We start from the raw sequence: 23674 nt of genomic DNA on the forward strand, positions 1-23674 counted from the left end.
ATCTTATTTTCTTACGCCTGTCTTCTTATCGTCAGCTGCGTGACCGTGGAAAGTACGAGTTGGTGCGAATTCACCTAACTTGTGACCTACCATGTCTTCTTGAATGTAAACTGGGACATGCTTGCGACCATCGTAAACAGCAATTGTGTAGCCAATAAAGCTAGGGAAAATTGTGGAACGACGTGACCATGTTTTGATTACAGACTTCTTTTCTTGATCAGCTTGTGCTTCGACCTTTTTCATCAAGTGTGCGTCGACAAAAGGTCCTTTTTTCAAACTACGACTCAAGTGTGTATCCTCCTTCCAGATAACAGGTTAATCGCCTAAGCGACTAAGCGATTATTTTTTCTTCCGTCTACGGATGATGAATTTGTTTGATTTTGCCTTCTTAGAGCGAGTCTTAAGACCAGTAGTCTTCTTACCCCATGGTGACATTGGAGATGGACGACCAACAGGTGCCTTACCTTCCCCACCACCGTGTGGGTGATCGTTAGGGTTCATTACAGAACCACGTGATTGAGGACGCTTGCCCATCCAACGTGAACGACCGGCTTTACCAATGTTAATTAATCCGTGTTGTTCGTTACCAACAGCACCGATTGTTGCACGACATGTAACTAAAATCATGCGAGTTTCACCAGAAGCCAAACGTACGATTGCGTACTTGCCTTCCTTACCAAGTAATTGAGCTGAAGTACCAGCTGAACGAACTAATTGTCCACCCTTACCTGGCTTTAATTCGATGTTGTGGATAACTGTACCATCAGGAATATCAGCTAAGGCCATTGCGTTACCAACTTTGATGTCGGCACCTTTACCTGATTGGATTTGTTGACCTACTTCAAGGCCTTTTGGTGCAAGGATGTATGACTTAACACCATCAGCGTAAACAACTAAAGCGATGTTAGCTGAACGGTTTGGATCATATTCGATTGCTTTAACAGTTGCAGGAACGTCATCTTTAATACGCTTGAAGTCAATCAAACGGTATTGACGCTTGTGTCCACCACCACGGTGGCGAACAGTCTTGCGACCGTAAGAGTTACGACCGGCAGTCTTACTTTGTGATTCAAGTAAGGACTTTTCTGGCTTTGTCTTAGTGATTTCAGCGAAATCAGAACCAGTCATGTTCCGCCGACCGTTTGTGGTTGGTTTGAATTTCTTGATTCCCACGGTTTTGCCTCCTATTAGAGTTATTTATTAGTCTTCAAATAATTTGATTTCTTTTGAATCGGCAGTCAAAGTAACAATAGCCTTACGACGCTTCTTAGTGTAGCCTGAGTAACGACCCATTGTCTTCTTCTTACCTTTAACATTCATGATGTTAACTTTAGCAACTTGTACGCCGAAGATTTCTTCAACAGCGGCACGAACTTGTGTCTTAGTTGCGTTGACGTTAACGTCGAATGTGTAACGCTTGTTGTCCAATTCTGCCATTGATTGTTCAGTAATAACTGGACGTAAAATTACATCGCGTGCTTCCATTATGCAAGAACCTCCTCTACTTGAGAAAGAGCTCCTTGAGTGATGACCATCTTGTCGTTGTTCACAACATCTAAGACGTTCAAGCCCTTAGCAGGAATAACTGTAACGTTTGCTAAGTTACGAGCAGCTAATGCAGCTGTCTTGTTGTCATCTTCAAGAACTACTAAAACTTTTTCGTTTACATTTAAGTTGTTCAATACTTCAGCAAATGCCTTTGTCTTAGGTGCGTCGAAGCTTAATGCATCAACAACAACTAATTTTTCGTCAACAACCTTTTGAGAAAGGACAGACTTGATAGCCAAGCGACGAACCTTACGAGGCAATTTGTAGGCGTATGAACGTGGTGTAGGACCGAATACGGTACCCCCACCTACCCATTGTGGTGAACGGATTGAACCTTGGCGAGCACGACCAGTACCCTTTTGACGCCATGGCTTCTTACCACCACCGCGAACTGCGGAACGGTTCTTAACAGCGTGTGTACCTTGACGTAATGAAGCACGTTGCATAAGCACTGCGTCAAAAACTACGTTGTTGTTTGGTTCGATACCAAAAACTGCGTCGTTTAAAGTAACGTCACCGTTTTGTGTACCATCTTGTTTAAATAATGCAACTGTAGGCATGTTTGTTTTTCCTCCCTTCCTCTAATTATTTAACTGCGCTTTTGATAACAACTAAGGACTTGTTTGCACCAGGTACATTACCCTTAATCATTAATACGCCATTTTCAACATCTGATTTAACGACTTCCAAGTTTTGGATAGTAACACGGTTGTTACCCATGCGACCAGGTAATAATTTACCCTTCATAACACGGTTAATAATAACACCCATTGAACCAGGACGACGGTGGTAACGAGAACCGTGAGCCATAGGACCGCGGTGTTGGCCGTTACGCTTAATTGAACCTTGGAAACCATGACCCTTGGATGTACCAGTTACGTCCACGATTTCGCCTGCTTCGAATAAGTCTGCCTTAACTTCGTCACCGACGTTGTATTCTCCAAGCTCAACATCGCGGATTTCACGAACGAAGCGCTTAGGAGTAGTATTTGCTTTTGCTGCATGACCTTTAGCAGGTTTGTTTGTTAAAACTTCACGCAAGTCATCGAAACCTAATTGAATAGCTTCGTAACCGTCATTTTCCATGGTCTTAACTTGTAAAACAACGTTAGTACCAACTTCAACAACTGTTACAGGAACTAATTCACCATTTTCAGTAAAGACTTGTGTCATACCTACTTTTTTACCTAAGATTCCTTTAGTGGTCATGAGTACACCTCCAATAATAATGAATTTATTTTTTAATTTAGTAAGTTTTAATTATGAATTATAACTTGATTTCAATATCAACACCAGATGGTAAGTCTAACTTCATAAGTGAGTCAACTGTCTTTGGTGTTGGGTTAACGATGTCGATTAAACGCTTGTGTGTGCGCATTTCGAATTGTTCACGAGAATCCTTGTATTTGTGTGGTGAACGGATAACCGTGTATAATGTGCGTTCCGTTGGCAATGGAATAGGACCTGAAATTTGGGCACCTGTTCTCTTTGCTGTTTCAACAATTTTGTCAGCGGATTGATCTAAAATGCGGTGTTCGTAAGCCTTTAAACGAATACGAATTTTTTGTTTTGCCAATTGTATTCCCTCCTTCGTCTATTTTAAAAATAAGACTAGCTCCGTAGAAATTACCGTCGCACTCGTGGCAAAGCGGCCGGGTGTGTCGCAACCTTCTACATCTTAGCTTATTTAAAATTAAACAACTAAATCCTTGTACTTGCCCTTACACAAGTACTTTTTATAGTATTACATCTAAAAAGGAATTGCAAGGATTTTTTTCAATTTCTTTTAAATATTTCTTTGATTGCTTAGTACAAAGAACTTCCAGCGAAACGCTACAATCTTTACCTATAGAAAGTAAGCATAATATAAGATCCCCCCACTAATCAACATACTTCCAAATCCTAGTACAAATAAGATTAACTTTGTCGCCCAAGAATCTCTCGCTTTAATTGTAAAACCATTCCACACCATCAGAAGACCAATCACAAATAACAACATAATGATTAAAGTTTTTGACAGGCGCACATATATCACCTCACATTAATTATCAGTAATTATCATTATAACGGATAGCAAAAAAAATGTCCCTACATAAATAGGAACATTTTTGATAATTCGCTGTTTTTTTACATACTAAATCTTAGTACCAGCCATTAGCATCCCAGTGAGCCTTAGCAGCTGTCCAGGAACCGTAACGAGAAGCTACATATTGATCAGCCACACGTTCTTGATTAGCAGCTGAGTAGTCACCGTTTAAGTAAGAAGCTGTTAATTGGTACTTACCGATATATTGACCGTTACGGGCATTGTAGTTATTACCTGATTCACGGTTGGCAATCCAAGCCTTAGCTGCTTCATCTGATGACGAAGCTACGTTACTTGTGTATGAGCTAGCTGTATTAGCTGATTGGCTGTATGAACTTTGTGGTTGGTTGTATGAGTAATTAGCTGAGTAGTAGTTTGAAGTTTGGTAAGAGCTTTGTGGTTGGCTATATGTGTAAGTCTGAGCTGGCGCAGAAGCTTGAGTATCAACAGCTGTGTCAGTAGTAGTTTGTGCATCAGCTGTTTGTTGACCTGGGGTAACCTCTAAAACTTCCCCAACGTAAATCAAGTTTACGTCAGCCATATTGTTAGCTGCTTCAATGGCTTCAACTGTTGTATTATATTCGTTAGCAATCTTAGAAACCGTGTCACCAGCTTGGACTGTTACTTGGTCAGCGTTAGCAGCAGCTTGTGTTGCAAATAAGAAACCAGCTGCAGCAGTTGTTGATAATAATACTTTACTTAAATTCATGTGTAATCTCCTAATATATTTGTTCTAAATACTTTTTTCTACTTAATTTGATTTCTACACGACTTGCTGTCGCGCTAACAAAATCTAGTATAGGTGGTTTACATGACAGAAAAACACTATTTAAATTACCAGAAACCACCTTTTTGTAACAAACTCCCTTAGCTTGTAACAATCTGTAAAAAACAAAATACCTTTATTTTTTTACTTACCACAAGCAAAAGCTAATTAGATGGGCTTTCAGTACTTTGACGGTAACCTATATAAACAAGAACAAATGTTCACTAAAAAAACGGATTTTTCCAGAAAAAAAGACTTTTCCTCCTTAAAAATTTTTTTCCACTGGTCTTTTTGCTATGTTTTTATCTTTTTCTCCCCACCTTTGTAACTTAATTGTCACTTCGTAATGACCTTTGGACAGCTTTTATCTTAACAATCACAAAAGAGCCTTAGTCATTACTAAAACTCTTTTCTACTATATTAAGCTATTTTTTGCTGGTACTTTTTGCGGATGACATAATATAAACCAACCAAGGCGAGTAAACAAACTAGTGCCAAGATAATCTTTTTGTCACTATCATTAAAGATAGCATCCCCACCAAATGCGTAAAGAAAAGATGAAGGAAAAATCCCAATCACAATACATATTAGTTGAATTTGTGGTTTCATCTTAAGTTTAAGCGCCGTAAAGTTAACCAAGAAAGACGGAATTACCGGTACCATATATCCAATAATCATCCCGACCATCTTATTTTTAAATTTACTAATACCCTCAATCACATGTCCCAATTTCTTGCTTTCGTGACGTAAGCCTACCTTTTGCAAAACAAACGTAACTACTATATTTCCTAGAGTATTCCCTCCAACATTTAAGAGTAAACCTATCCAAGGACCAAAAAGAATCCCATTAAAGATACAAACCACCGAACTGGATAGGGCTGGAATTGCTGAAGTCGTTGCGGTCAAAAGTAACAATAAAAACATATCTTTAGGACCGTGATTACGGAACATATGTTTTAACATTCGCGTTTCCCTTGCTGGATCTAAAAGTAATTTAATTTGAGGATAGTAATCTCGAATTAAAAAAGCTATGATTACAAGCGCCAAAAGCGCATCTAAAGTGATTATCAAGCGTAACCAAAACTTACGCCGTTGTACCATTTCTTTCACAAGCATTTCCTTTCTATATTAACTCGGTAAACATAATCCTTAATAAAATCAAAAGGTTGATGATGAAGATTCAAAGCTGGAAGTAACTCCAGTTGCGCTTCTTGCCAAAAGCGGGACGAATTCGTCGCCCCATTTTTTTCACCAATTACATAAAATTCGCCAGACCACCCAACTTGTTGTAGCCACTGTAAAATCTCCCAATCTTTTTGGCCTTGATCGGGGGCCCATGCCATCCAAATAACCTGACTTTCCGATGCATACTTCTGCACCGCCTCCAAAGCATCCAATTTTTCTAAGGGATACCAAGGATGCGGGTGCGTTACATCTTGCCCCCGCCACTTGAGATTGTCTGTCAAGCGGGTGTGTCCCAAACTTCCACCTAAACTGCCATTACCAGCCATTAACTCTAAGCCAACTTTTGGACCTAGATAGTTTTTTACATCTGCCACCCAGACTTGATTACAGACATGCCAAATACCAAAATTTTCAATCAACACCTGACGCAGGTTCAGTAAATCACTAGCTAAAGTCATAATATCAGCATATTGATCTAATAAGCGATAAATCATTCCTTGACTCAAAGTTAACTTAGGCAACGGCTTTTGAGGTAAACGCTGGGCTTGATAGGCGCACACCGTCTCACACACCGCTTGAATTTTTTTGACAATTAATGTTTGATTTTGATAACGAGCTTGATAAGCTTCCATTTTACGTAAGTAGGTTTCCCATTGCAAAATTATCACCTCAATTTCTTATTTTATCACGAAGCAAGGCTAGTCTAGAAGCTTATTGTGTGGTACAGTAAAATTAATTAGATTGAAACGAGGAACTCCCGTGAAAAAGACACAATATATCAAACTCTTTTCGCACAATGACTTAGATGGCTTTGGCGCACCGAGTCTCTTTTATACTTTAAAAAACGAAATTTTCCCAACTGTCGAGTTTGATTTAACTACCTGCTCGGCTGGTAATTTAGACCGTGAACTAGCTTATTGGTTCCGACAACCAGAAGCTAGTCGCTTTACAGACGTTTACATTATGGATATGACCCCGGACAGCGACTACTCCTTCCAATTATTGGAACAAAAATTTGCTAATCATTGGTTGATTTTTGACCACCACGAAAGTGAAGCCGACCTCAGACAAAAATATCGGGCTAACTGTCCTGGCCCTCGTGATGAATCCGTCAATCCTAGTGCAACTAGCCTTGTTTGGGATTGGTTGACTGAGCAACCTCACTACAACAAACTCTCCGCCTCACGCCAAACAGAACTGGCCTACTTGGTGGAGTTAATTCGGGCTTACGATACTTGGGATTGGCAAAACGATCCCTTGTTACCTGAAGAAGAAAAAAAAGATGCTGATGAACTAAACCAACTCTTTTGGTTCTATCCTTTAAGTAAGTCAGAGGAATTCATACATAATGTTTTCCAAGCAGGTTGGGAAGACTACCGCGATCAAAACGACCTCTTAATTGATACACTCAACAGTCGGCGGGCAAATTATCTTAAACGTCACTTACGAACCATCAAGACTTTTGAGCTTGACGGCTACAGTTTCGGCGTTGTTTATGCCAGCGACTACAAGTCAGAAATCGCCCATGAATTACTTTTGAAAAACGACGTGGATGCGGCTTTAGTTATTGACCAACACAGCGTTTCTCTGCGTAGCAATGGTCGCTTAGATGTAGCTCGGTTTTCAGAAAAATACTTCCGTGGTGGTGGACACGAAGACTCTGCCGGTGGCACCCTCGAATGTAATCCCATTGAAAAAGCTGAAGAAGCTGTAATTGATGAAGTTTTACAACAAGCCCAAGTCAACGCTAGTGTCGAAGCTGAAGAAAAAAATGAAAGTAGCGGTGGCCTAGGTGACCAACTAGATCCTGAAATGGCCGCAAAGTTAGCTGCCCTCTTCGAAAATTAATTAGAAAAAATCACAATAACAAAAGCCCTAAGAAATTATGTCTCAAAAACATTAATTTCTTAAGGCTTTTTTTATTAAAAGTTACCCAAATTAGATAAAATACTACCTTATAATACTTTAGCTAAGAAGTCTTTAGCCCGGTCACTTTGTGGATTTTCAAATACTTCTTGTGGTGTCCCTTTTTCTTGGAGATATCCATCCGCCATAAACCAAATTTCATCAGCTACTTCCTTAGCAAAACCCATTTCGTGAGTTACCACCACCATGGTCATCCCGTCTTGGGCCAAGTCTTGCATAATCTTCAAAACTTCACCGACCATTTCTGGGTCCAAAGCTGATGTTGGTTCATCAAACAACATTACTTCAGGATCCATGGCCAAAGCCCGCGCAATAGCCACCCGCTGTTGTTGCCCTCCGGATAAGCTAGTTGGAAATTGTTGAGCCTTGTCAGCTAAACCAACCTTGGCTAACAATTCCAACGCCGTCTTTTCCGCTTCGGCTTCCGCTACACCTTTAACCTTCATCGGTGCTAACTTAATGTTTTCTAAGACATTCATATTAGGAAAGAGATTAAATCCTTGAAAAACCATTCCCATCTTTTCCCGTAAAGCATTTAACTGCTTATCGTCAATGTGCGCTAAATTGACCCCGTCAAAGACTACCTTACCGGCACTTGGCTTTTCTAAGAGATTCAAACACCGAATAAAGGTTGATTTTCCAGAACCAGAAGGACCAATGACACATATTACCTGGCCTTTTTCCACAGTGGCATTAATATCTTTTAAAACTTCATTTTGATCATAAATTTTTTTTAGATTTTGAATTTCAATCATTTTATCCATTGTGCTTCATCTTCCCTTCAAAGTAACCCAAAAACTTAGAAACAGTAAACGTCATCACAAAGTAAAGTAACATTGTAATAAATAATGGTAAAACCCCTTTGTACGTTGTCGTTTGGACTAATTGAGTTTGGTACATTAATTCAGTAACCCCAATAATCGAAACCATGGAGCTATCCTTCAAAAGTGTGATAAATTCATTCCCTAAAGCTGGCCAAATGTTCTTCAAAGCTTGCGGAATAATAACATAACGGTAAGTCTTTCCTTGGCTCAACCCTAAGGAACGCGCTGCTTCAGTTTGACCAGCAGGAATTGATTCAATCCCGGACCGAATAACTTCAGCCACGTAAGCTCCTGAGTTTAAAGAAATCGCAATAATCCCCGCTAATAAAGCTGGTAAGGAGCCGATTAAAGCCCCAATCCCGAAGTAAACGAACATAATTTGCACCATTAGCGGTGTCCCACGAATAAATTCAATATAACATACCGCAATAGCGTGCAAGAACTTACTCTTAGCTAACCGCATCAAAGCTAATAATGTCCCTAAGACAAAACCAGCAGTCACAGAAATTACAGTAATTAAGATGGTGTAACCCACCCCTTTAGCGAAGTAGTTCCAGTAATTTAACATACCATTTGATTGCTTAACAGTTTCCATATACTTCGCAGCTTGTGGGACGTACTTCTTATCGATTAAATTATCTTTTTTAATTTGACCTAAAGTTTTGTTAATCGCTGCCTTTAAAGCTGGCTGATTTTTAGGTAGCGCTACAGCCACCCCGGACTGATCTTCAGATACCTCAATCCCAGAATCAATAGCCAAAAATTGCTTGTTATTAGCAGCGTAAGCTTTAGCAATTAAGGAATCCATCAAAACCCCGTCAATCTTGCGTGATTGTAAGTCTAAAACTAAGTTACTTAACTTGCTTAAACCTTCTGGAGTTGCACCCTTAACATCACTTTTAATCAACTTATATTCAGTAGTTCCGTTTTGTGCCCCTACTTTTTTACCAGCAAAACTATCCTTATCCTTGTACTTGTTTTTGTCTCCCTTCATGATTAAGAAGGATTTTCCTCCAGAATAGTAGGTGTCTGAAAAGTCAACACTTTGCTTTCTTTCAGCCGTTGGATTCATCCCGGAAATAATCACGTCAATTTTGCCAGTTTCCATCGCTACCAATAAGGAATCGAAACTTAGATTCTTGATTTCTAGCTTAACACCTAAGTCCTTCGCAATTTGCTTAGCAATCTCAATATCGACCCCAACATATTCGGTCTTGCCATTAATCTTCTTTGTAAATTCCAATGGGGGGTAATCAGCAGACAATCCCACGACTAATTTTCCGTTAGCTTTAATCTTGGCGAGTTCATCACCACTAACTGCACTACTGCTAGTACTATTACTTGATGAACTTGCCCCTGCTGCCAGCGCTGGTGTAATGCAAGTAATAAAACCTAAGAACAAGGCTAGCAGCACCACAACTTTCTTAATTTTTTTCATATTCTCTCTCCTCCGATAAAACTATGATTTATTCATCATTCAACTTATGTGCATAATCATAACATTCAATGATTATTTATGCAATAAAATTGGATAAAATTAATATTAATTGTATATATTCATTTATAAAACAATAACTTTGCATGTATTATTCATAAGAATGGATATTTGACTATTAAAGAAGCAATTATTATAATCGAGGTAAGATTTACTATGGAGGCATTATTATGAGTTTAAAAATTAACCGTCAATCCGATCTCGATGAACTATTCACCAAATTTGCTATCGACCCAGTCGACCCCCCTAAGAAAAAGGAAAAAGAAAATGATGTAAAAAAGAAGAATCCAAAACAGATTCTTCTAAATAATTTCACAAGATTGTCTACTGGCAATCTTTTTATTTATCCATAGAAAAGCCATCGGGATAACGTCTATTTAAAGTTCGATATTCTTTTCAGCCACTTCGTTAAAATCAATATCCGCCCACTCTGCAATTTGTGAAAGGTACCATAACACATCACCCATTTCGTGGATTATTTGTTCCCGATCAAATTTTTTTCCCTTAAAGGTGTAATCTTTAATTAAATATACTAATTGACCGGTTTCACCCGATAAACCTAAAGCACAATTTGTCAAAACTTGCTCTGTCCCATATAAAGTTCGGTTCGCTTTTTCTTGATATTCGTTAAAATCCATCCTATTTACTTCCTTTCAGGAAATGTCTTTACCTGGTCAATCCAGTTCCAAATTTCTTCCCTACCAGTTTTATCCACTGCTGAGAACAAAATTACTTTGTCTTCTTTGTTTAAATTCAAGGTTTTGCGAATGATACTTTCAGCCCGATTGCGCTTATTCTTCGCGATTTTGTCTACCTTAGTTCCAACCACCAAAATTGGTAAGTTATAGTAGTGTAAAAATTCTATCATTTGCTGATCAAGCACCGTCGGCTCATGACGTGCATCAACGAGAGAAACCACCCCACGCAAGGCAGCTCTTTGTTCAAAGTAGGTTTCCAACATCCGAGCCCACTTTTCTCTTTCTTTTTGAGAAACCTTGGCATAACCATAACCTGGTACGTCCACAAAGTATAATTCGTCCTCTAAATTATAGAAGTTTAAAGTCTGGGTTTTTCCCGGTTGACTGGAAGTTCGCGCATAATTGCGGCGATTAATTAGAGTATTAATCAATGAGGATTTACCGACATTTGAACGCCCTGACAAAGCTATTTCAGGGTAGCCTTGCTCAGGATATTGTTCCGGCCGGACCGCACTAATTGTTAAATCAACATTATTGACCTTCATAAAATCCCCCGTCTATTTTTAGTTTACTCCTATCATTTTAACATACCTCAAGGAAAAATATGTATTTCATTTTTTACGATAAAAGAAAATCCCCTCCAAGTCTCCTTGAGGGGATTAGAAAAGCTAACAAAGGGCCATGGTCCCTATCTTAGCTTTTAAAAAGTTAATTACTTAACCTTTACAACTTCTTTGTCACCGTAAAAACCACAGCTTGAGCATACGTGGTGTGACTTACGGAATTCACCACAGTTAGGGCATGCACTCATGCCTGGGGCAGTGATCTTGTAGTGTGTACGACGAAGACGCTTGCGAGTCTTTGATGTTCTACGTGCTGGTACAGCCATTCTTGGCACCTCCTTAAATTAATTAAAAATACAATCAAGAAAATTTTACTTGTTTCTAAGTAACTTTGCAAGAGTTATTCTAATCTTCTTTGAAAAAATCGCCTAACTTTGCTAAGCGTGGATCAACCACAGGCTTTTCCTCTTTCTTGATTTCTTCTAAACGGGCTTCACTTACCACTTGCCAATCATCACCTTCTAAGAAAGTTTGGTCCGCAGTACGCTCTGCTTCCGTTAGAATCTGCATTGGAATATGCAACAAAATATTATCAACCACGACTTCATTTAAGTCTAAAATATCTTCATCTAAGACAATTACCACATCATCGTCATCAAATCGTGATAAATCATGCTCGTGATGACTGACATAGTGTTCTGTCAAATCAAAAGATAAGGTTAATTGCGCTGGTTCCAAGGACCGAGTCGATGGTAAAGTCAAGGAAACCTCAACTTTAGCATAGCCGAGAACCCCTAAGGAATCTACGGAAAAGAGTCCGGAAACCTTTGCTTTTGTCATGTCTATCAATTCTGGTAAACGTGACTTTAATAATGAAGTTACATCTAACTGCTCTTCAAAAGCAATCGGTTGTGAACCTGCCTGACGCAGTTCATTTAAAGACCATTTCATGCTTTTATCCTCCTAATGCAACAAATTTTATTATACTTACAATATTAGCCTTTGTCAATGTTTTTTCCTTGACAGCTTAAAACCTTATCACTTGGCGTTTTATATCCTGTTGTCGCCCATTTAAAAGCTGATAAATCCGTCCTACTTTATAATCGGTAGCAAGAAATGTTTGCTTATCTTTTTGAGTCACCCGTGTTACCAAAGGATAAGGGGTGTTTTTCTTAACTTTATTAAGTAAGGTTTGCCCCGCCTGGCTAAAGCCAAGTAAACGTAAGAAAGGTGCCTTTTGGTAGACTTGAACTTCTTCAGTCCGTAAATCAAGTAATACAGCCGTTGCTAAGCGACTCAAGCGCGTATAAGTGAAACGTTTATTCTTAACCGCCTTGAGCCACTCTTCAAACGTCGCCTGCGGACCTAGCTGTTCTAATTGTTGAACCAAACGGTACTCAATACCTTCTGCCATACCATAAATTTGCCCTAAATCCTCAATCCTCGCCATAGTTAAACGATAGCGTAATAATGGCCAAAAGTCCGCCCATGATAACATTTTTTGAGACTCTAAATCCACAAAGGTAGACTTGGGTACATATGCTTGCAAATCCGTAAGTTTCCCAGCCAGATAAGCTTGGCGGATAGCCGTCGCACTAGCAATAACTTGGTCCTTGTACAAATCTTCTTCGTGATAAGCTGCCTTTATTCTTCGAATCGGGTACAAACTTAAAGGCTCACCTAAAGCTAAATTGGCCTTGGCATAAGCTAAACCCAATAAATCATTGGGGGATGAGACTTCATGCCCTATTTTTGGGCAATCGCTTCTTGCCAGGAAGCTGCATAAGCTTGGTCATATTTTTTGAAATTTCCAGTTAAATTTTGCGTAAGTCGGGCATAAGCCATAAAGTCATAAGTGGCATGCTCAGCCCCGAAAGCGAGCACTTCAGCCCCAAAAGCAGCTAACGCCCGTACGCCCCCAAAGGCAAAGCGGTCCGCCGGCTGCAAAGCATCCGCCACGGGCAATTCAAGGACCACATCCGCACCATTAGCCAGAGCTTGCGTAGCCCGAGTCCACTTATCAAAAGTGGCTGGTTCCCCTCTTTGCAAGAAGTTGCCACTCATGGCCACCACAATTTTAGCCCCCGGGAAGCGTTCCTTGACTTGTTGTAGCTGGTAAAGATGACCATTGTGAAATGGATTATATTCGGCAATAATACCGACGATTTCTGGTTTTACTTTTGACATGCGAAAAACCACCGCGTTGTTTCGGCATTAATTTCAGCTTGGCCAAAGTCAGCCGTCACCGTTACTTTCTGGAAACCAGCCTGAGATAAAAGTTTTTGATAAACTTCCAAATCATAAGTCCGCTCGTGGTGGTCTTCAGCTAGTCGGTCGTACCCTCCCAGGTTTTCATTCCAATTAAAGAAAGTTAGGTCATGGACCACGCTGTGTGGCGCTTTATCGGCATATGATGCCCATAAAAAGGCCCGACTCTCATCATTATAATTGTACATGTAACCTGGATAAACTACATCGGTTTGATAAGGAGTAATGACATCAAAGATGAATTTTCCGCCCTCATTTAAGTGCTGGTAGACTTCCTTAAAAGCTTGGCCCACTTGCGCTTCATCTTTTAAATAACAAAATGAATCCGCAAAGCATGTGACTTGGTCATATTGATCTAATGCACTTAAATCCAACATGTTACCTTCAATTAAAGGAATTTCAACTCCTGCTTCGTGGGCATGCATGTCAGCTAGCGCCAACATTTCAGTAGAAAAATCTAAACCAGAAACATCAAAACCCGCCTGAGCCAACATCACCGCTAAGCGCCCTGCACCACACGCCAAATCAAGCAGGGGGCCTTTATTCTTGTCGAGCTCTTTTTGCACAAAAGCCAACCATTGCTCATACATGGTTGGCTCCATTAATTCATCATACAACTGGGAAAAAGTTGTATAAATCATCCCAATTATTCCTTAATCCAGCCAGCTACATCGACAAGCGGTGCATCTGCCCAAAGTTTTTCTAAGTTGTAGAATTGGCGTGTTTCTTCCTTGAAGACGTGAGCAACAACATCACCCATATCAATCAAAATCCAATTGGCAGTACTTTTACCCTCAACTTCACGAATGGTACCACCCTTTTCTTCTACTTGTTCTTGAATTTCTTCGGCAATGGCCTTTACTTGACGATCAGAAGTGGCTTGCATAATCACAAAGTAATCAGCCAATAAACTGACCCCTTGTACATCTAAAGCCACGATTTCTTCAGCCCGCTTGCTATCAGCAGCAGTTACGACAGTTTGTAATAATTCTTTACTATCCAAATTTTTTCCTCCTAACGGCCACAAACCCAAGCATTATAGGTTGAAATTGCAGCCGGATATATTGTTTTTTCGTTTGCGATTAAGTGCGCTAAGGTGTGGGAAGTTTCAAAAGCCACCGCTTCTTTTAAATCGTTTTTGGCAATCGCTCGCGCGGTTTTTACACCCGGAAAATCACGATTTTCTTCAATGTAGTCTGCAACATATACAATTTGATCGAGCCTTGTCATGTTAACGGCCCCCACTGTATGCCGGCGCACTGCATTCAAGATAGCTTCATCTTCAATTCCCAATTCTTGCCGAATAATTTCGGCTCCCACAACTCCATGCCAGATAAAGTTAGACCAATTTTTAAGGTCCGGATCAAGCTGACAAGCATCAATCATAGCCAAAAATTCCTGGTCACTTTTTTCTTTCGCGTAATCATGCACTAAGGCCGCCACTGAAGCCAACTCTAAATCAACACCGTTATTTTGAGCTAATTCAAGAGCAGCTTTTTCCACACCGAGGACATGGCGAAAACGAAAATCACTAAGTTCCGCGGCAATTTTGGCCACCAATTCTTGGCGACTACCTGCGTAATAATGTTTATTGTAAGCTACTTCCATCTTGATATAATCCTTCTTCCTTAATAAAATCCGCCACTTCGTCTCTCACTAGATAACGAATGGAACATCCACTCGCCACTTTTTGACGAATCAAAGACGAAGATACTTCAAAACCTGGCACATCAACCCATAAAACGGGATAAGGACTCGTGAGCTGATAGCCTGGTCGCTTAACTCCTACAAAATTAACAATCTTAACTAATTCATCAATTTTATACCAAGTTGATAAGTACTCGACCATATCGCCCCCGATAATGAAGTAGTATTCATTTTCAGGATGTTCACGCCGTAATTGTTGGACGGTGTCATAAGTATAACTTACTCCGCCTCGTTTTAATTCGATATCACTAACTGAAAAATGCGGGTTCCCTTGGATACTGAGTTTCGTCATTTCCAAGCGTGTTTGCGCACTAATTGTCTTTTTTTCATCGATATGAGGCGGTTTATTATCAGGAATAAAGATAACTTCATCTAACCCTAATTGGCTTAAAACCTGTTCGGCTACCAGCAAATGACCTAGATGCGGCGGATTAAACGTCCCCCCCATAAGCCCGACTTTACGTCTAGGTTGGTCATGTACTAAATCAACTTGGATCTGTACTTCTGGAATTTTTACAGTTTTTAATGCCATTTTGTCACCTTATTTCGCTAAATCTCTAACTTTCCAAGAAATGTCACGGTTGTCCTTATTATCAGCTTGCTTGTAAAGCACCAAAACGTGACCAATCTTTTGGACCACCGTTACGCGGCTATTATTTTCAATAAATTCAATTACTTCATCTTCATCAACCATGGTGTTTTGTAAAAGGTTAATCTTGAACAATTCGCGTTTTTCAATCGCTTCGTTAATTTGATCTAACCATGCTTGACTCAAGCCATCCTTCCCGACTTGGAATAAAGGACGCATATTGTGCGCTTGGGAGCGCAAAAATCTCTTTTGTTTACCTGTTAATTTAACCACAAAATTCTCCTTAAATCATTGCTTTTCTAAGTAAGACAGCTACCCCTTCTGGAGCATACCCAGCGACGATACTACCAGCTTTAACAGTTACCCAGCCAAGGCCCGCAAAGACTAAATCGCTCTTTTCTTCAACTTTAAATTCAAAACGTGCCAATTTAGGAAAATCCGCCATTTGTTTTTCACCCGGAGGAGTCAAGAGCTTGCCGGCATGCTTATCATAAAAAGCATCCGCTTTTTCAGTCTTAGTCCGGTGAACCATCAAGTTATTTTCCATATAGACCACGACTCCCTGTTTAGGACCAGCAATAAAATCAAAGCGCGCTAAAGCCCCAAAGAAAAGGGTTTGCCCTGGATTTAATTGGTAAACCTTCGGCTTAATTTCCTTTTGTGGGGAAGCTAAGCGTAAGGACTTAGGATCCAAGTAGTGAGCCATTTGTTCTTGGTGAATAATCCCCGGTGTGTCAACTAACATGTGGCCATCATCCAAAGGAATTTCAATGCGATCCAAAGTCGTCCCAGGGAAACGTGACGTTGTGATAATATCTTGCATTCCCGTGGTATGCTTGATGATTTGGTTAATCAACGTCGACTTTCCAACATTAGTAACCCCCACTACATAAACATCGCGACCTTCACGGTACTTATTGATTAATTCTAATAGATTGTCTACTTCATGGTTCTTCTTAGCAGACGTTAAAACCACATCAATCGGCCGTAAACCTTGGGCATTGGCGGATTGTCGAACCCAATCCCGTAAACGACTGCGTTTTAAGGATTTAGGTAACAGATCTTCTTTATTTCCCACCATTAAAATTGGATTTTTACCGACAAAACGGTGGAGGCCCGGGATAATAGAACCAGAGAAGTCAAAAATATCAATCACATTAACAATCAAGGCATCGGCAGAACCAATTTCGTTTAGTAAAGCTAAAAAATCATCATCACTTAAAGACACATCAGCTACTTCGTTATAGTGACGTAATCTAAAACAACGTTGGCAATAAACTTCTTGATTTTCAATTCCTTTTTCTAAGGCAGATTGGGGGGTATAACCTAATTCATCTTTGTTTTCAGTTTGAATCTTAGCCCCGCAACCAATACAGTATAATTCTTCTCTAAGCTCTGTCATCCAGTGAATTCCTCCAATTCTTACTTAAAAGTTTTTGTTTGTAAAGACTACCCTTCACCAGGTTTTCAATTCCCCGGTTGATTTTCGTGTTCCACGCATCGGATTCGACAATTGGCTTGACTAAGACCGAGCGAATCTGAGCGTTATTAGCCGCCCAAACATCCGTTAACAATTGGTCCCCCACCAAAATAACCTCGTCATTGGCCACTTGATAACGTTTCTGTGCTTGTCTAATCCCTCGCGTCAAAGGTTTTAAAGCCCGGGAAACAAAAGGTAAGTTTAAAGGACCCACGGCACGCTTCACCCGTTGATGGTTGTTATTAGAAACTACTACTACGGTAATTTTTTCTTCTTCCATTAACCTTAACCAAGCTCTTAGCTCTGGTGTCCCATCAGGATTATTCCAGGCAATCAAGGTGTTATCTAAATCTGTCAAAACAACCTTAATATTATTCTTGTGTAAATCGGCAGCAGTTAAATTATAAATTGATTCAATTTGCCAGGTAGGTGCTAATCTCTTAAACATCTTCTTTGCCCTGTTAAACTGGGCTCCTCCTTCTATCAGTCTCACTTTTTATTATAAACCAGACTCCATATAACTTGCAAAATTTTGACGATAAAGAATAAAGGCCGAGACAAACTCCTTCGTCCCAGCCTTTACAAAATTATTAAGCTAAAGCCTTCTTAGCTTCTTCAACGAGTGCTGTAAATGCAGCTGCATCGTTAACGGCTAAATCAGCTAACATCTTACGGTTAACATCGATTTCAGCCAACTTTAAACCGTGCATTAACTTGCTGTAGCTGATACCGTTCATCCGAGCGGCAGCGTTGATACGAGCAATCCATAACTTACGGAAGTTTGACTTAGTCTTACGACGGTCACGGAAAGCGTATTGGTATGACTTCATTACTTGTTGCTTAGCAACTTTGAATTGAATGTGCTTTGCACCGCGGTAACCCTTAGCTAATTTTAAAATGCGTTTGCGACGACGACGCGTCACAGTTCCACCTTTAACACGTGGCATGTGAATTCCTCCTTATTATCGACAGCAATACTGTCTCCCATTCTGGGATTTGATTCATATGGGCATCTTGCCCCAAGATTTAAGCTTTAGTCGTAAACGAAATACTAATTATTTCATTTGTGAAAGCATTTGTTTGATACGCTTCATGTCTGAAGCAGATACCATTGATGCCTTGCGCAAGTGACGACGTTGCTTCTTTGTCTTACCGTGGAAACGGTGTGATGTGTAGGCGTTTGAACGCTTTAAACCACCATTTCCTGTACGCTTGAAGCGTTTTGCTGATGCGCGGTGTGTTTTTTGTTTTGGCATGATACAATCCTCCTAGAAATATTAACCAACAATTATTACTTGTCAGCTTTTGGTGCAAGCATTAAGAACATGCTCCGACCATCCATTTTTGGTTTTGATTCGACTGTCGCAACTTCTTTAGTTTCGTCAGCAAATCGATTTAAAACGTCACGCCCAATGTCCTTGTGTGTGATAGCCCGGCCTCGGAAACGAATCGAAACCTTAACTTTATCACCTTTAGCCAAGAATTTTTGTGCGTTTTTCATTTTTGTGTTGAAGTCATTCGTGTCAATCGTTGGGCTCAAGCGGATTTCCTTAACGTTAACCACTTTTTGCTTCTTACGAGCTTCACGTTGTTTCTTCTGTAACTCAAAACGGTACTTCCCATAATCCATGATCTTGGCAACCGGTGGCTTAGCCTTTGGCGCAACCAAAACCAGATCTAAGTTTGCTTGTTCAGCTAAAGCTAACGCTTCATGTTTAGTTTTAACTCCAAGTTGATCACCATTATCAGCAATCAAACGAACTTCACGGGCACGAATACCATCGTTTACCATCTTATCAACAGCTATGGCAATTCACCTCCAAAAAATTTCAGAGAAAACACAGAATCCACAAAAAATACGGTACTTAAGAAAAGCACCGTATCCACGCCTTTAACGGCATTAAATTCGATTCATCAGCCCGGAAACCTCATTTCCTAGGCGAGAAGTTATCACTTCTGCTTTTCTCAACTTTCTCATCTTAACAAAACTTAACTTCCCTGTCAAGAGTTTACCCAATCATTTTAAATCACTATTTTCCGACAGATTGGCCTTCATTAGATTCAGCATATCGCTATCAATTGGTTTTAATTTAATAATATGTGGATTATCCATATATTCGTTAGCCTGTTCATTCGCCCAGACACTATCATTGTCCCAACGAGGATCTTGGAAATGTGATGGCACATCATAAACACGAATCTCATCATCACTAATTCTTTGGAAGGTTAAAGTTCCTGCTGCAGTAGGTGTCGCTGAGACTACATAAGTATTAGTTGGGAAAGTCCGTTTAACCACCGGACTAAGATCAAAAGTAACAGATTCTCCACTTCTATTACTTACTCCAATAGATGAAATATCATGATTTTGAAGCGCTTCGTATAGGCTATCACGATTATTATACTCCATTAAAAATGTATAGTAGGCTTGCAATGCTTGCTCTGTAGAAACAGGAAGTCCTGCTTGGTCCTTACTAGAACTTTGACTCTTACTTGAGTTAGAACTTGAACTACCACCTGCATAAGCACTTGGCACACCTTGACCGTGGAAAATTTGTTCAAAACCACCTTTTAAGTCGGTGTTTTGTGTTTGCGAAAAGACAAAACTATTTTTTTCGTTACCTTGATTTTGCATGGAAACTAAAGTGTATGGTTGACCATTGTAAATGGTAAACAGGTACACATGCTTTTCCGCGTAACGTTGCGTTGCATAGTCAGAATAGCAAGCCACAATTAGGTAAGTATCCTTGGGACCCTCACCCGAGGGAGCCCACTTGACCTTAACTTGGTTATCCACACTATCAATCGCCAGTGGCATTTTCCCATTCCAAACCGAGTTAGGAATTTCAGCACCGTAAAAATTTCCCGGCTTATCAGGGGTGTATTCTTCATACTGTTGCTGCATCGTGGTTCCCCAATTTTTCATCAAAGTGGCTAATTGACTGGCTTGATTCTTGGACCAAACTGTCTGCTTATCCCCTTGATTGGCAGTTGATTTGTTTTTTGAATGGCTACTTTCTTGTTCAGGAATCACACTAACTTGAGTCTTAGAACTAGTGTTTGAAGCTTTATCAGCTTGACTACAAGCCGCTAATACCAGTGCTGACAACAAACTGACGGATAAAACACTGAATTTTTTCATAATAAACCCCTTTATTTATGTAATAATATCTTTATTTTAACATAATAATTTTTATAGAAAAGAAGAATCAAGTTTGAAAGTTTCTCACCATATCGCCATTCAAACTTGATTCTTCAGTATTTTTATTTTAATTACGTCTTTTGACACTATTGACCATCACATCACATGACTAAGACGACAATCAATACGTCTTAAAACTACACTAGAATTATCACTGATACCTAGAAATAATCTTCCTAGCAGTTTTTTATCACACTATTACGCCTATTTATTTTTATTGTAGTCTTCATCCGTCTTTAGGACAGCCATGAAGGCATCTTGTGGCACATCGACGGTTCCGACTGACTTCATCCGTTTCTTACCACGCTTTTGCTTGTCTAAAAGCTTAGCCCGCCGGTCAGGGTCACCAGTGTGAATTCGCGCGGTAACGTCCTTCCGGTAAGCTTTAATATTAGTTCGGGCAATAATCTTCGCCCCAATGGCAGCTTGAATAGGAATTTCAAAGTTTTGCCGTGGAATAACATCCTTTAGACGTACCACAATGGTTCGAGCTCGTTCTTGAGCAAAGTCGCGGTGCGCAATAAAACTCAAGGCATCGACCTTATCCCCATTTAAGAGAATATCAATCTTAACCAAGTCACTTGGACGCGTACCATCCAATTCATAATCTAGAGAAGCATATCCTTTAGTTCCAGACTTTAATTTATCAAAGAAATCAAAAATAATTTCAGACAATGGCATATCGTAAATAACATTCACGCGGTAATCATCGAGGTATTCCATCGTAATAAACGTTCCCCGCTTACGTTGGCACAAATCCATGACAGCTCCCACATAGTCATTTGGCACCATAATCGTCGCTTTGACATAAGGCTCATTAATTTCTTTAATCGTGGAAACTTCTGGCATTTGAGAAGGGTTAGATACATCTACCATCTGACCATCAGTCAGTTCAACATTATAGGTAACCGACGGAGCCGTCGTAATCAAGTCCATGTTAAATTCTCGTTCTAACCGTTCTTGCACAACATCCATGTGCAACATTCCTAGAAAACCACAACGGAAACCAAACCCTAAGGCTTGGGAGGTTTCAGGTTCAAATTCTAAAGCTGCATCATTTAATTGTAATTTTTCCAGAGCTTCCCGCAAATCGTTATATTTAGCGTTATCCGTAGGGTAAAGTCCAGAAAAGACCATGGGGTGCATTTCTCGATAACCAGCTAAAGGTTTTTCAGCAGGATTGTCAGCGTGAGTTACGGTATCCCCGACCCGCGTGTCTTGGATGTCTTTGATAGAGGCCGTTAAGTAACCCACGTCACCAGCCATTAAGTAATCACGCTTAATTGGTTTAGGTGAGTTGACCCCCACTTCAACCACTTCGTATTCGGCCCCAGAGTTCATCAAACGAATCTTATCACCTGGTTTAACCACCCCTTCAACAACTCGCATACTCAAGACTACTCCACGATAATCATCGTAAACAGAATCAAAAATTAGGGCTTTTAATGGTGCCGTCAAATCCCCATCAGGAGCAGGAATATTGTGTACAATTTGCTCCAACATTTCTTCAATCCCAATTCCGGTCTTGGCCGAAGCTAACACAGCTTCAGAAGCATCTAAACCTATCACATCCTCAATTTCTTGGCGAACTACTTCCGGTTGTGCCGAAGGTAAGTCAATTTTATTGATAACGGGCACAATTTCCAAATCATCATCTAAAGCTAAGTAAACATTAGCTAAAGTTTGGGCTTCGACCCCTTGAGAAGCATCCACAACTAAGATAGCCCCTTCACAAGCCGCTAAAGAACGGGACACTTCGTAGGAAAAGTCGACGTGACCGGGGGTATCTATTAAGTGGAAAATGTAAGTTTCTCCATCTTTAGCAGTATAATGCAGCTCAACGGCATTTAACTTAATCGTAATCCCTCTTTCCCGTTCCAAATCCATGGAATCAAGGAGTTGCGCTTGCATTTCCCGCTTGGAAACTGTCTCTGTTAATTCTAAAATCCGATCGGCAATCGTTGATTTACCGTGGTCAATGTGCGCCACAATCGAAAAGTTACGAATTTTCGCTTGGCGTGCTTGCATTTCTTGTAAGTCCATTATTTCTCGCTTTCTTTCCTAATCTCTTAATTAATTATATGGTAGTCTCACTGAAAAGGTCAATCAAAAAAAGCCGGCCTAAAACCGACTTAAACTGCCATTAGTAAATTTAGCGTTTCTTCTTTTTCTTGTTAAAGAATTTTTCCACCCGTTCACGGACGGAATCATCCCCACTTGGGTCTTCACCAGAAGCATCCGCAAAGGCCTGCAAAGCATCACGTTGAGCTTTATTTAAATTCTTAGGCGTTTGTACAACGACCGTTACTCTTTGATCTCCAGTACCAGAGCCCCGTAGGTAAGGTGCTCCTTTACCGCGTAAACGGAAGACCGTCCCAGTTTGGGTCCCAGCAGGAATCTTTAAGCTGACTTCACCGTGCACCGTTGGCACCTTCACTTCGTCACCCAAAGCAACTTGCGCAAAAGAAAGTGGCAAAGTAAAGTAAATTTCTGAACCTTCACGTTCAAATTTATCGCTTGGTGCCACGCGGAAGACAATGTATAAGTCTCCGTAAGGTCCACCATTTTCACCTGCGCCACCTTGACCTTGGAGGCGTAATTGGTTACCATCTTCCACCCCAGCAGGCACTGTTACTTCAATGGCGTGTTGCTTAACTTCGTGACCACTACCATGACAAGTTGGGCACTTGTCGGTAATTTCTTGACCACTACCATGGCAGACGTCACATTCTTGTTGGCTCATCATACGGCCCAGTGGCGTTTGCCGTTCAACTTGGACAAAACCACGGCCCCCACATTTCCGACAAGTTTGAGGACTCGTACCCGGCTTAGCTCCATTCCCACCACAGGTATGACATTCTTGTTCTCGGCTGTATTGAATTTCAGATTTCTTCCCAAAAATTGCTTCTTCAAACTTCAAGTTCATGGTATATTGCATATCACGTCCTTGCCGCGGTGCATTCGCACTACGCGCAGAACTGCCACCACCTCCGAAAAATGAAGAGAATATATCTTCAAAACCTCCGAAGTCTTGGCCACCGCCGAAGCCACTAAAGCCACCATAACCTTGACCACCGCCAAAGCCACCTTGACTTCCCGCAAAACCATATTGGTCATATTGAGCTTTCTTTTGTTCATCACCTAAAATTTCATAGGCATCGTTTACTTCTTTAAATTTTTCTTCTGCCCCTGGTTCTTGGTTCAAGTCAGGGTGGTATTTCTTTGATAAGCGTCGGTAAGCTCGCTTGATGTCTGCTTGCGAAGCATCCTTACTAACGCCCAGAACTTCATAGGGATCTCTTTGTTCTGCCATTAATCGATCCATCCTTCCATTGTTATA

29 protein-coding genes and 2 pseudogenes are annotated in these 23674 nt (G+C 40.4%); 2 read left to right on the forward strand and 29 right to left on the reverse strand.

The window, feature by feature from the left end; genetic code table 11:
* Positions 1-3 precede the first annotated feature (3 nt).
* The 9 genes from rpsS to JCM10991_RS01185 all read right to left on the reverse strand — a co-directional run bounded on the left by rpsS (position 4) and on the right by JCM10991_RS01185 (position 6244).
* Positions 4-288 (reverse strand): 30S ribosomal protein S19, encoded by a 285-nt coding sequence (gene rpsS / locus JCM10991_RS01140; RefSeq protein ID WP_025020301.1) that lies wholly within the window; start codon positions 286-288, stop codon positions 4-6.
* Positions 289-339: 51 nt separating this feature from the next.
* The gene (gene rplB / locus JCM10991_RS01145; RefSeq protein ID WP_025020302.1) at positions 340-1173 is read right to left on the reverse strand and encodes a 50S ribosomal protein L2; all 834 of its coding nucleotides are present in this window, start codon (positions 1171-1173) and stop codon (positions 340-342) included.
* A gap of 27 nt (positions 1174-1200) precedes the next feature.
* Complete coding sequence (gene rplW, locus JCM10991_RS01150; RefSeq protein ID WP_023859565.1) at positions 1201-1485, reverse strand: 50S ribosomal protein L23; 285 nt, start codon at positions 1483-1485, stop codon at positions 1201-1203.
* A complete protein-coding gene (rplD, locus tag JCM10991_RS01155) occupies positions 1485-2108 on the reverse strand; it encodes a 50S ribosomal protein L4 (protein WP_023859564.1) in 624 nt (207 codons plus the stop codon). Before rplD ends, rplW begins: the two co-directional genes overlap by 1 nt.
* A gap of 25 nt (positions 2109-2133) precedes the next feature.
* Positions 2134-2757, reverse strand: coding sequence for a 50S ribosomal protein L3 (gene rplC / locus JCM10991_RS01160; RefSeq protein ID WP_023859563.1), 624 nt, complete (start codon positions 2755-2757; stop codon positions 2134-2136).
* Between the two features lie 58 nt (positions 2758-2815).
* Positions 2816-3124 carry a 30S ribosomal protein S10 gene (gene rpsJ, locus JCM10991_RS01165; protein WP_023859562.1) on the reverse strand — a complete coding sequence of 103 codons (309 nt, stop codon included), beginning with the start codon at positions 3122-3124 and terminating at the stop codon, positions 2816-2818.
* A gap of 565 nt (positions 3125-3689) precedes the next feature.
* Positions 3690-4343 carry an aggregation-promoting factor gene (apf, locus tag JCM10991_RS01175; RefSeq protein WP_023859561.1) on the reverse strand — a complete coding sequence of 218 codons (654 nt, stop codon included), beginning with the start codon at positions 4341-4343 and terminating at the stop codon, positions 3690-3692.
* A gap of 477 nt (positions 4344-4820) precedes the next feature.
* Positions 4821-5501, reverse strand: a complete 681-nt coding sequence (locus JCM10991_RS01180) for a TVP38/TMEM64 family protein (RefSeq protein ID WP_025020304.1) — start codon at positions 5499-5501, stop codon at positions 4821-4823.
* Between the two features lie 5 nt (positions 5502-5506).
* Entirely contained in the window at positions 5507-6244 is a 738-nt protein-coding gene (locus tag JCM10991_RS01185; protein WP_025020305.1) for a hypothetical protein, read from the reverse strand.
* Positions 6245-6344: 100 nt separating this feature from the next.
* Here JCM10991_RS01185 and JCM10991_RS01190 point away from each other — a divergent pair, with 100 nt between their 5' ends.
* Positions 6345-7433 (forward strand): DHHA1 domain-containing protein, encoded by a 1089-nt coding sequence (locus JCM10991_RS01190; protein ID WP_025020306.1) that lies wholly within the window; start codon positions 6345-6347, stop codon positions 7431-7433.
* A gap of 107 nt (positions 7434-7540) precedes the next feature.
* On the opposite strand, the gene JCM10991_RS01195 is transcribed toward JCM10991_RS01190, so the two are convergent.
* Together JCM10991_RS01195 and JCM10991_RS01200 are read right to left on the reverse strand one after the other, a co-directional pair.
* The gene (locus JCM10991_RS01195; RefSeq protein WP_025020307.1) at positions 7541-8275 is read right to left on the reverse strand and encodes an amino acid ABC transporter ATP-binding protein; all 735 of its coding nucleotides are present in this window, start codon (positions 8273-8275) and stop codon (positions 7541-7543) included.
* Positions 8268-9773 (reverse strand): ABC transporter substrate-binding protein/permease, encoded by a 1506-nt coding sequence (locus JCM10991_RS01200; RefSeq protein ID WP_025020308.1) that lies wholly within the window; start codon positions 9771-9773, stop codon positions 8268-8270. The genes JCM10991_RS01195 and JCM10991_RS01200 overlap by 8 nt, the downstream gene beginning before the upstream one ends.
* A 227-nt stretch (positions 9774-10000) precedes the next feature.
* Between JCM10991_RS01200 and JCM10991_RS01205 the strand changes: the two genes are divergently transcribed.
* Positions 10001-10183, forward strand: coding sequence for an SPJ_0845 family protein (locus tag JCM10991_RS01205; protein ID WP_025020309.1), 183 nt, complete (start codon positions 10001-10003; stop codon positions 10181-10183).
* Here JCM10991_RS01205 and JCM10991_RS12070 read toward each other — a convergent pair.
* The 18 genes and pseudogenes from JCM10991_RS12070 to dnaJ all read right to left on the reverse strand — a co-directional run bounded on the left by JCM10991_RS12070 (position 10170) and on the right by dnaJ (position 23647).
* Positions 10170-10468, reverse strand: a pseudogene (locus tag JCM10991_RS12070) (nucleoside triphosphate pyrophosphohydrolase family protein). The gene JCM10991_RS01205 and the pseudogene JCM10991_RS12070 sit on opposite strands and share 14 nt — an antisense overlap.
* A gap of 5 nt (positions 10469-10473) precedes the next feature.
* A complete protein-coding gene (yihA, locus tag JCM10991_RS01215; RefSeq protein WP_025020310.1) occupies positions 10474-11073 on the reverse strand; it encodes a ribosome biogenesis GTP-binding protein YihA/YsxC in 600 nt (199 codons plus the stop codon).
* Positions 11074-11240: 167 nt separating this feature from the next.
* The gene (gene rpmF, locus JCM10991_RS14770; protein ID WP_081708776.1) at positions 11241-11417 is read right to left on the reverse strand and encodes a 50S ribosomal protein L32; all 177 of its coding nucleotides are present in this window, start codon (positions 11415-11417) and stop codon (positions 11241-11243) included.
* A gap of 79 nt (positions 11418-11496) precedes the next feature.
* Positions 11497-12042, reverse strand: a complete 546-nt coding sequence (locus JCM10991_RS01220; RefSeq protein WP_025020311.1) for a YceD family protein — start codon at positions 12040-12042, stop codon at positions 11497-11499.
* A 76-nt stretch (positions 12043-12118) separates the two neighbouring features.
* Positions 12119-13278, reverse strand: a pseudogene (locus tag JCM10991_RS12075) (nucleotidyltransferase).
* Positions 13266-14000 carry a class I SAM-dependent DNA methyltransferase gene (locus JCM10991_RS01230; protein WP_023859551.1) on the reverse strand — a complete coding sequence of 245 codons (735 nt, stop codon included), beginning with the start codon at positions 13998-14000 and terminating at the stop codon, positions 13266-13268. The pseudogene JCM10991_RS12075 and the gene JCM10991_RS01230 overlap by 13 nt, the downstream one beginning before the upstream one ends.
* 5 nt (positions 14001-14005) lie before the next feature.
* The gene (gene rsfS, locus JCM10991_RS01235) at positions 14006-14362 is read right to left on the reverse strand and encodes a ribosome silencing factor (RefSeq protein WP_025020312.1); all 357 of its coding nucleotides are present in this window, start codon (positions 14360-14362) and stop codon (positions 14006-14008) included.
* Positions 14363-14373: 11 nt separating this feature from the next.
* Positions 14374-14967, reverse strand: coding sequence for a bis(5'-nucleosyl)-tetraphosphatase (symmetrical) YqeK (gene yqeK / locus JCM10991_RS01240; RefSeq protein ID WP_023859549.1), 594 nt, complete (start codon positions 14965-14967; stop codon positions 14374-14376).
* A complete protein-coding gene (locus JCM10991_RS01245; RefSeq protein ID WP_025020313.1) occupies positions 14948-15598 on the reverse strand; it encodes a nicotinate-nucleotide adenylyltransferase in 651 nt (216 codons plus the stop codon). Before JCM10991_RS01245 ends, yqeK begins: the two co-directional genes overlap by 20 nt.
* Before the next feature lie 9 nt (positions 15599-15607).
* Positions 15608-15928 (reverse strand): ribosome assembly RNA-binding protein YhbY, encoded by a 321-nt coding sequence (gene yhbY, locus JCM10991_RS01250; RefSeq protein ID WP_025020314.1) that lies wholly within the window; start codon positions 15926-15928, stop codon positions 15608-15610.
* A 10-nt stretch (positions 15929-15938) separates the two neighbouring features.
* Complete coding sequence (gene yqeH, locus JCM10991_RS01255; RefSeq protein WP_023859546.1) at positions 15939-17057, reverse strand: ribosome biogenesis GTPase YqeH; 1119 nt, start codon at positions 17055-17057, stop codon at positions 15939-15941.
* Positions 17044-17583 carry a YqeG family HAD IIIA-type phosphatase gene (locus JCM10991_RS01260; RefSeq protein WP_023859545.1) on the reverse strand — a complete coding sequence of 180 codons (540 nt, stop codon included), beginning with the start codon at positions 17581-17583 and terminating at the stop codon, positions 17044-17046. Before JCM10991_RS01260 ends, yqeH begins: the two co-directional genes overlap by 14 nt.
* Before the next feature lie 142 nt (positions 17584-17725).
* On the reverse strand, positions 17726-18082 hold the full coding sequence (gene rplT, locus JCM10991_RS01265) for a 50S ribosomal protein L20 (RefSeq protein WP_023859544.1): 357 nt from the start codon (positions 18080-18082) through the stop codon (positions 17726-17728).
* Between the two features lie 108 nt (positions 18083-18190).
* Positions 18191-18391, reverse strand: a complete 201-nt coding sequence (gene rpmI, locus JCM10991_RS01270; RefSeq protein ID WP_025020315.1) for a 50S ribosomal protein L35 — start codon at positions 18389-18391, stop codon at positions 18191-18193.
* Between the two features lie 35 nt (positions 18392-18426).
* The gene (gene infC, locus JCM10991_RS01275) at positions 18427-18927 is read right to left on the reverse strand and encodes a translation initiation factor IF-3 (protein WP_025020316.1); all 501 of its coding nucleotides are present in this window, start codon (positions 18925-18927) and stop codon (positions 18427-18429) included.
* Positions 18928-19152: 225 nt separating this feature from the next.
* Entirely contained in the window at positions 19153-20274 is a 1122-nt protein-coding gene (locus tag JCM10991_RS01280) for a YdeJ family lipoprotein (RefSeq protein ID WP_025020317.1), read from the reverse strand.
* A 264-nt stretch (positions 20275-20538) separates the two neighbouring features.
* Positions 20539-22377: a translation elongation factor 4 gene (gene lepA / locus JCM10991_RS01285; protein WP_023859917.1), complete on the reverse strand. Its 1839-nt coding sequence runs from the start codon at positions 22375-22377 to the stop codon at positions 20539-20541.
* Positions 22378-22486: 109 nt separating this feature from the next.
* Positions 22487-23647, reverse strand: a complete 1161-nt coding sequence (dnaJ, locus tag JCM10991_RS01290; RefSeq protein WP_025020318.1) for a molecular chaperone DnaJ — start codon at positions 23645-23647, stop codon at positions 22487-22489.
* Positions 23648-23674 lie beyond the last annotated feature (27 nt).

Source organism: Ligilactobacillus equi DSM 15833 = JCM 10991 (genome assembly GCF_000615765.1).
GTDB classification, from domain to species: Bacteria; Bacillota; Bacilli; order Lactobacillales; family Lactobacillaceae; genus Ligilactobacillus; species Ligilactobacillus equi.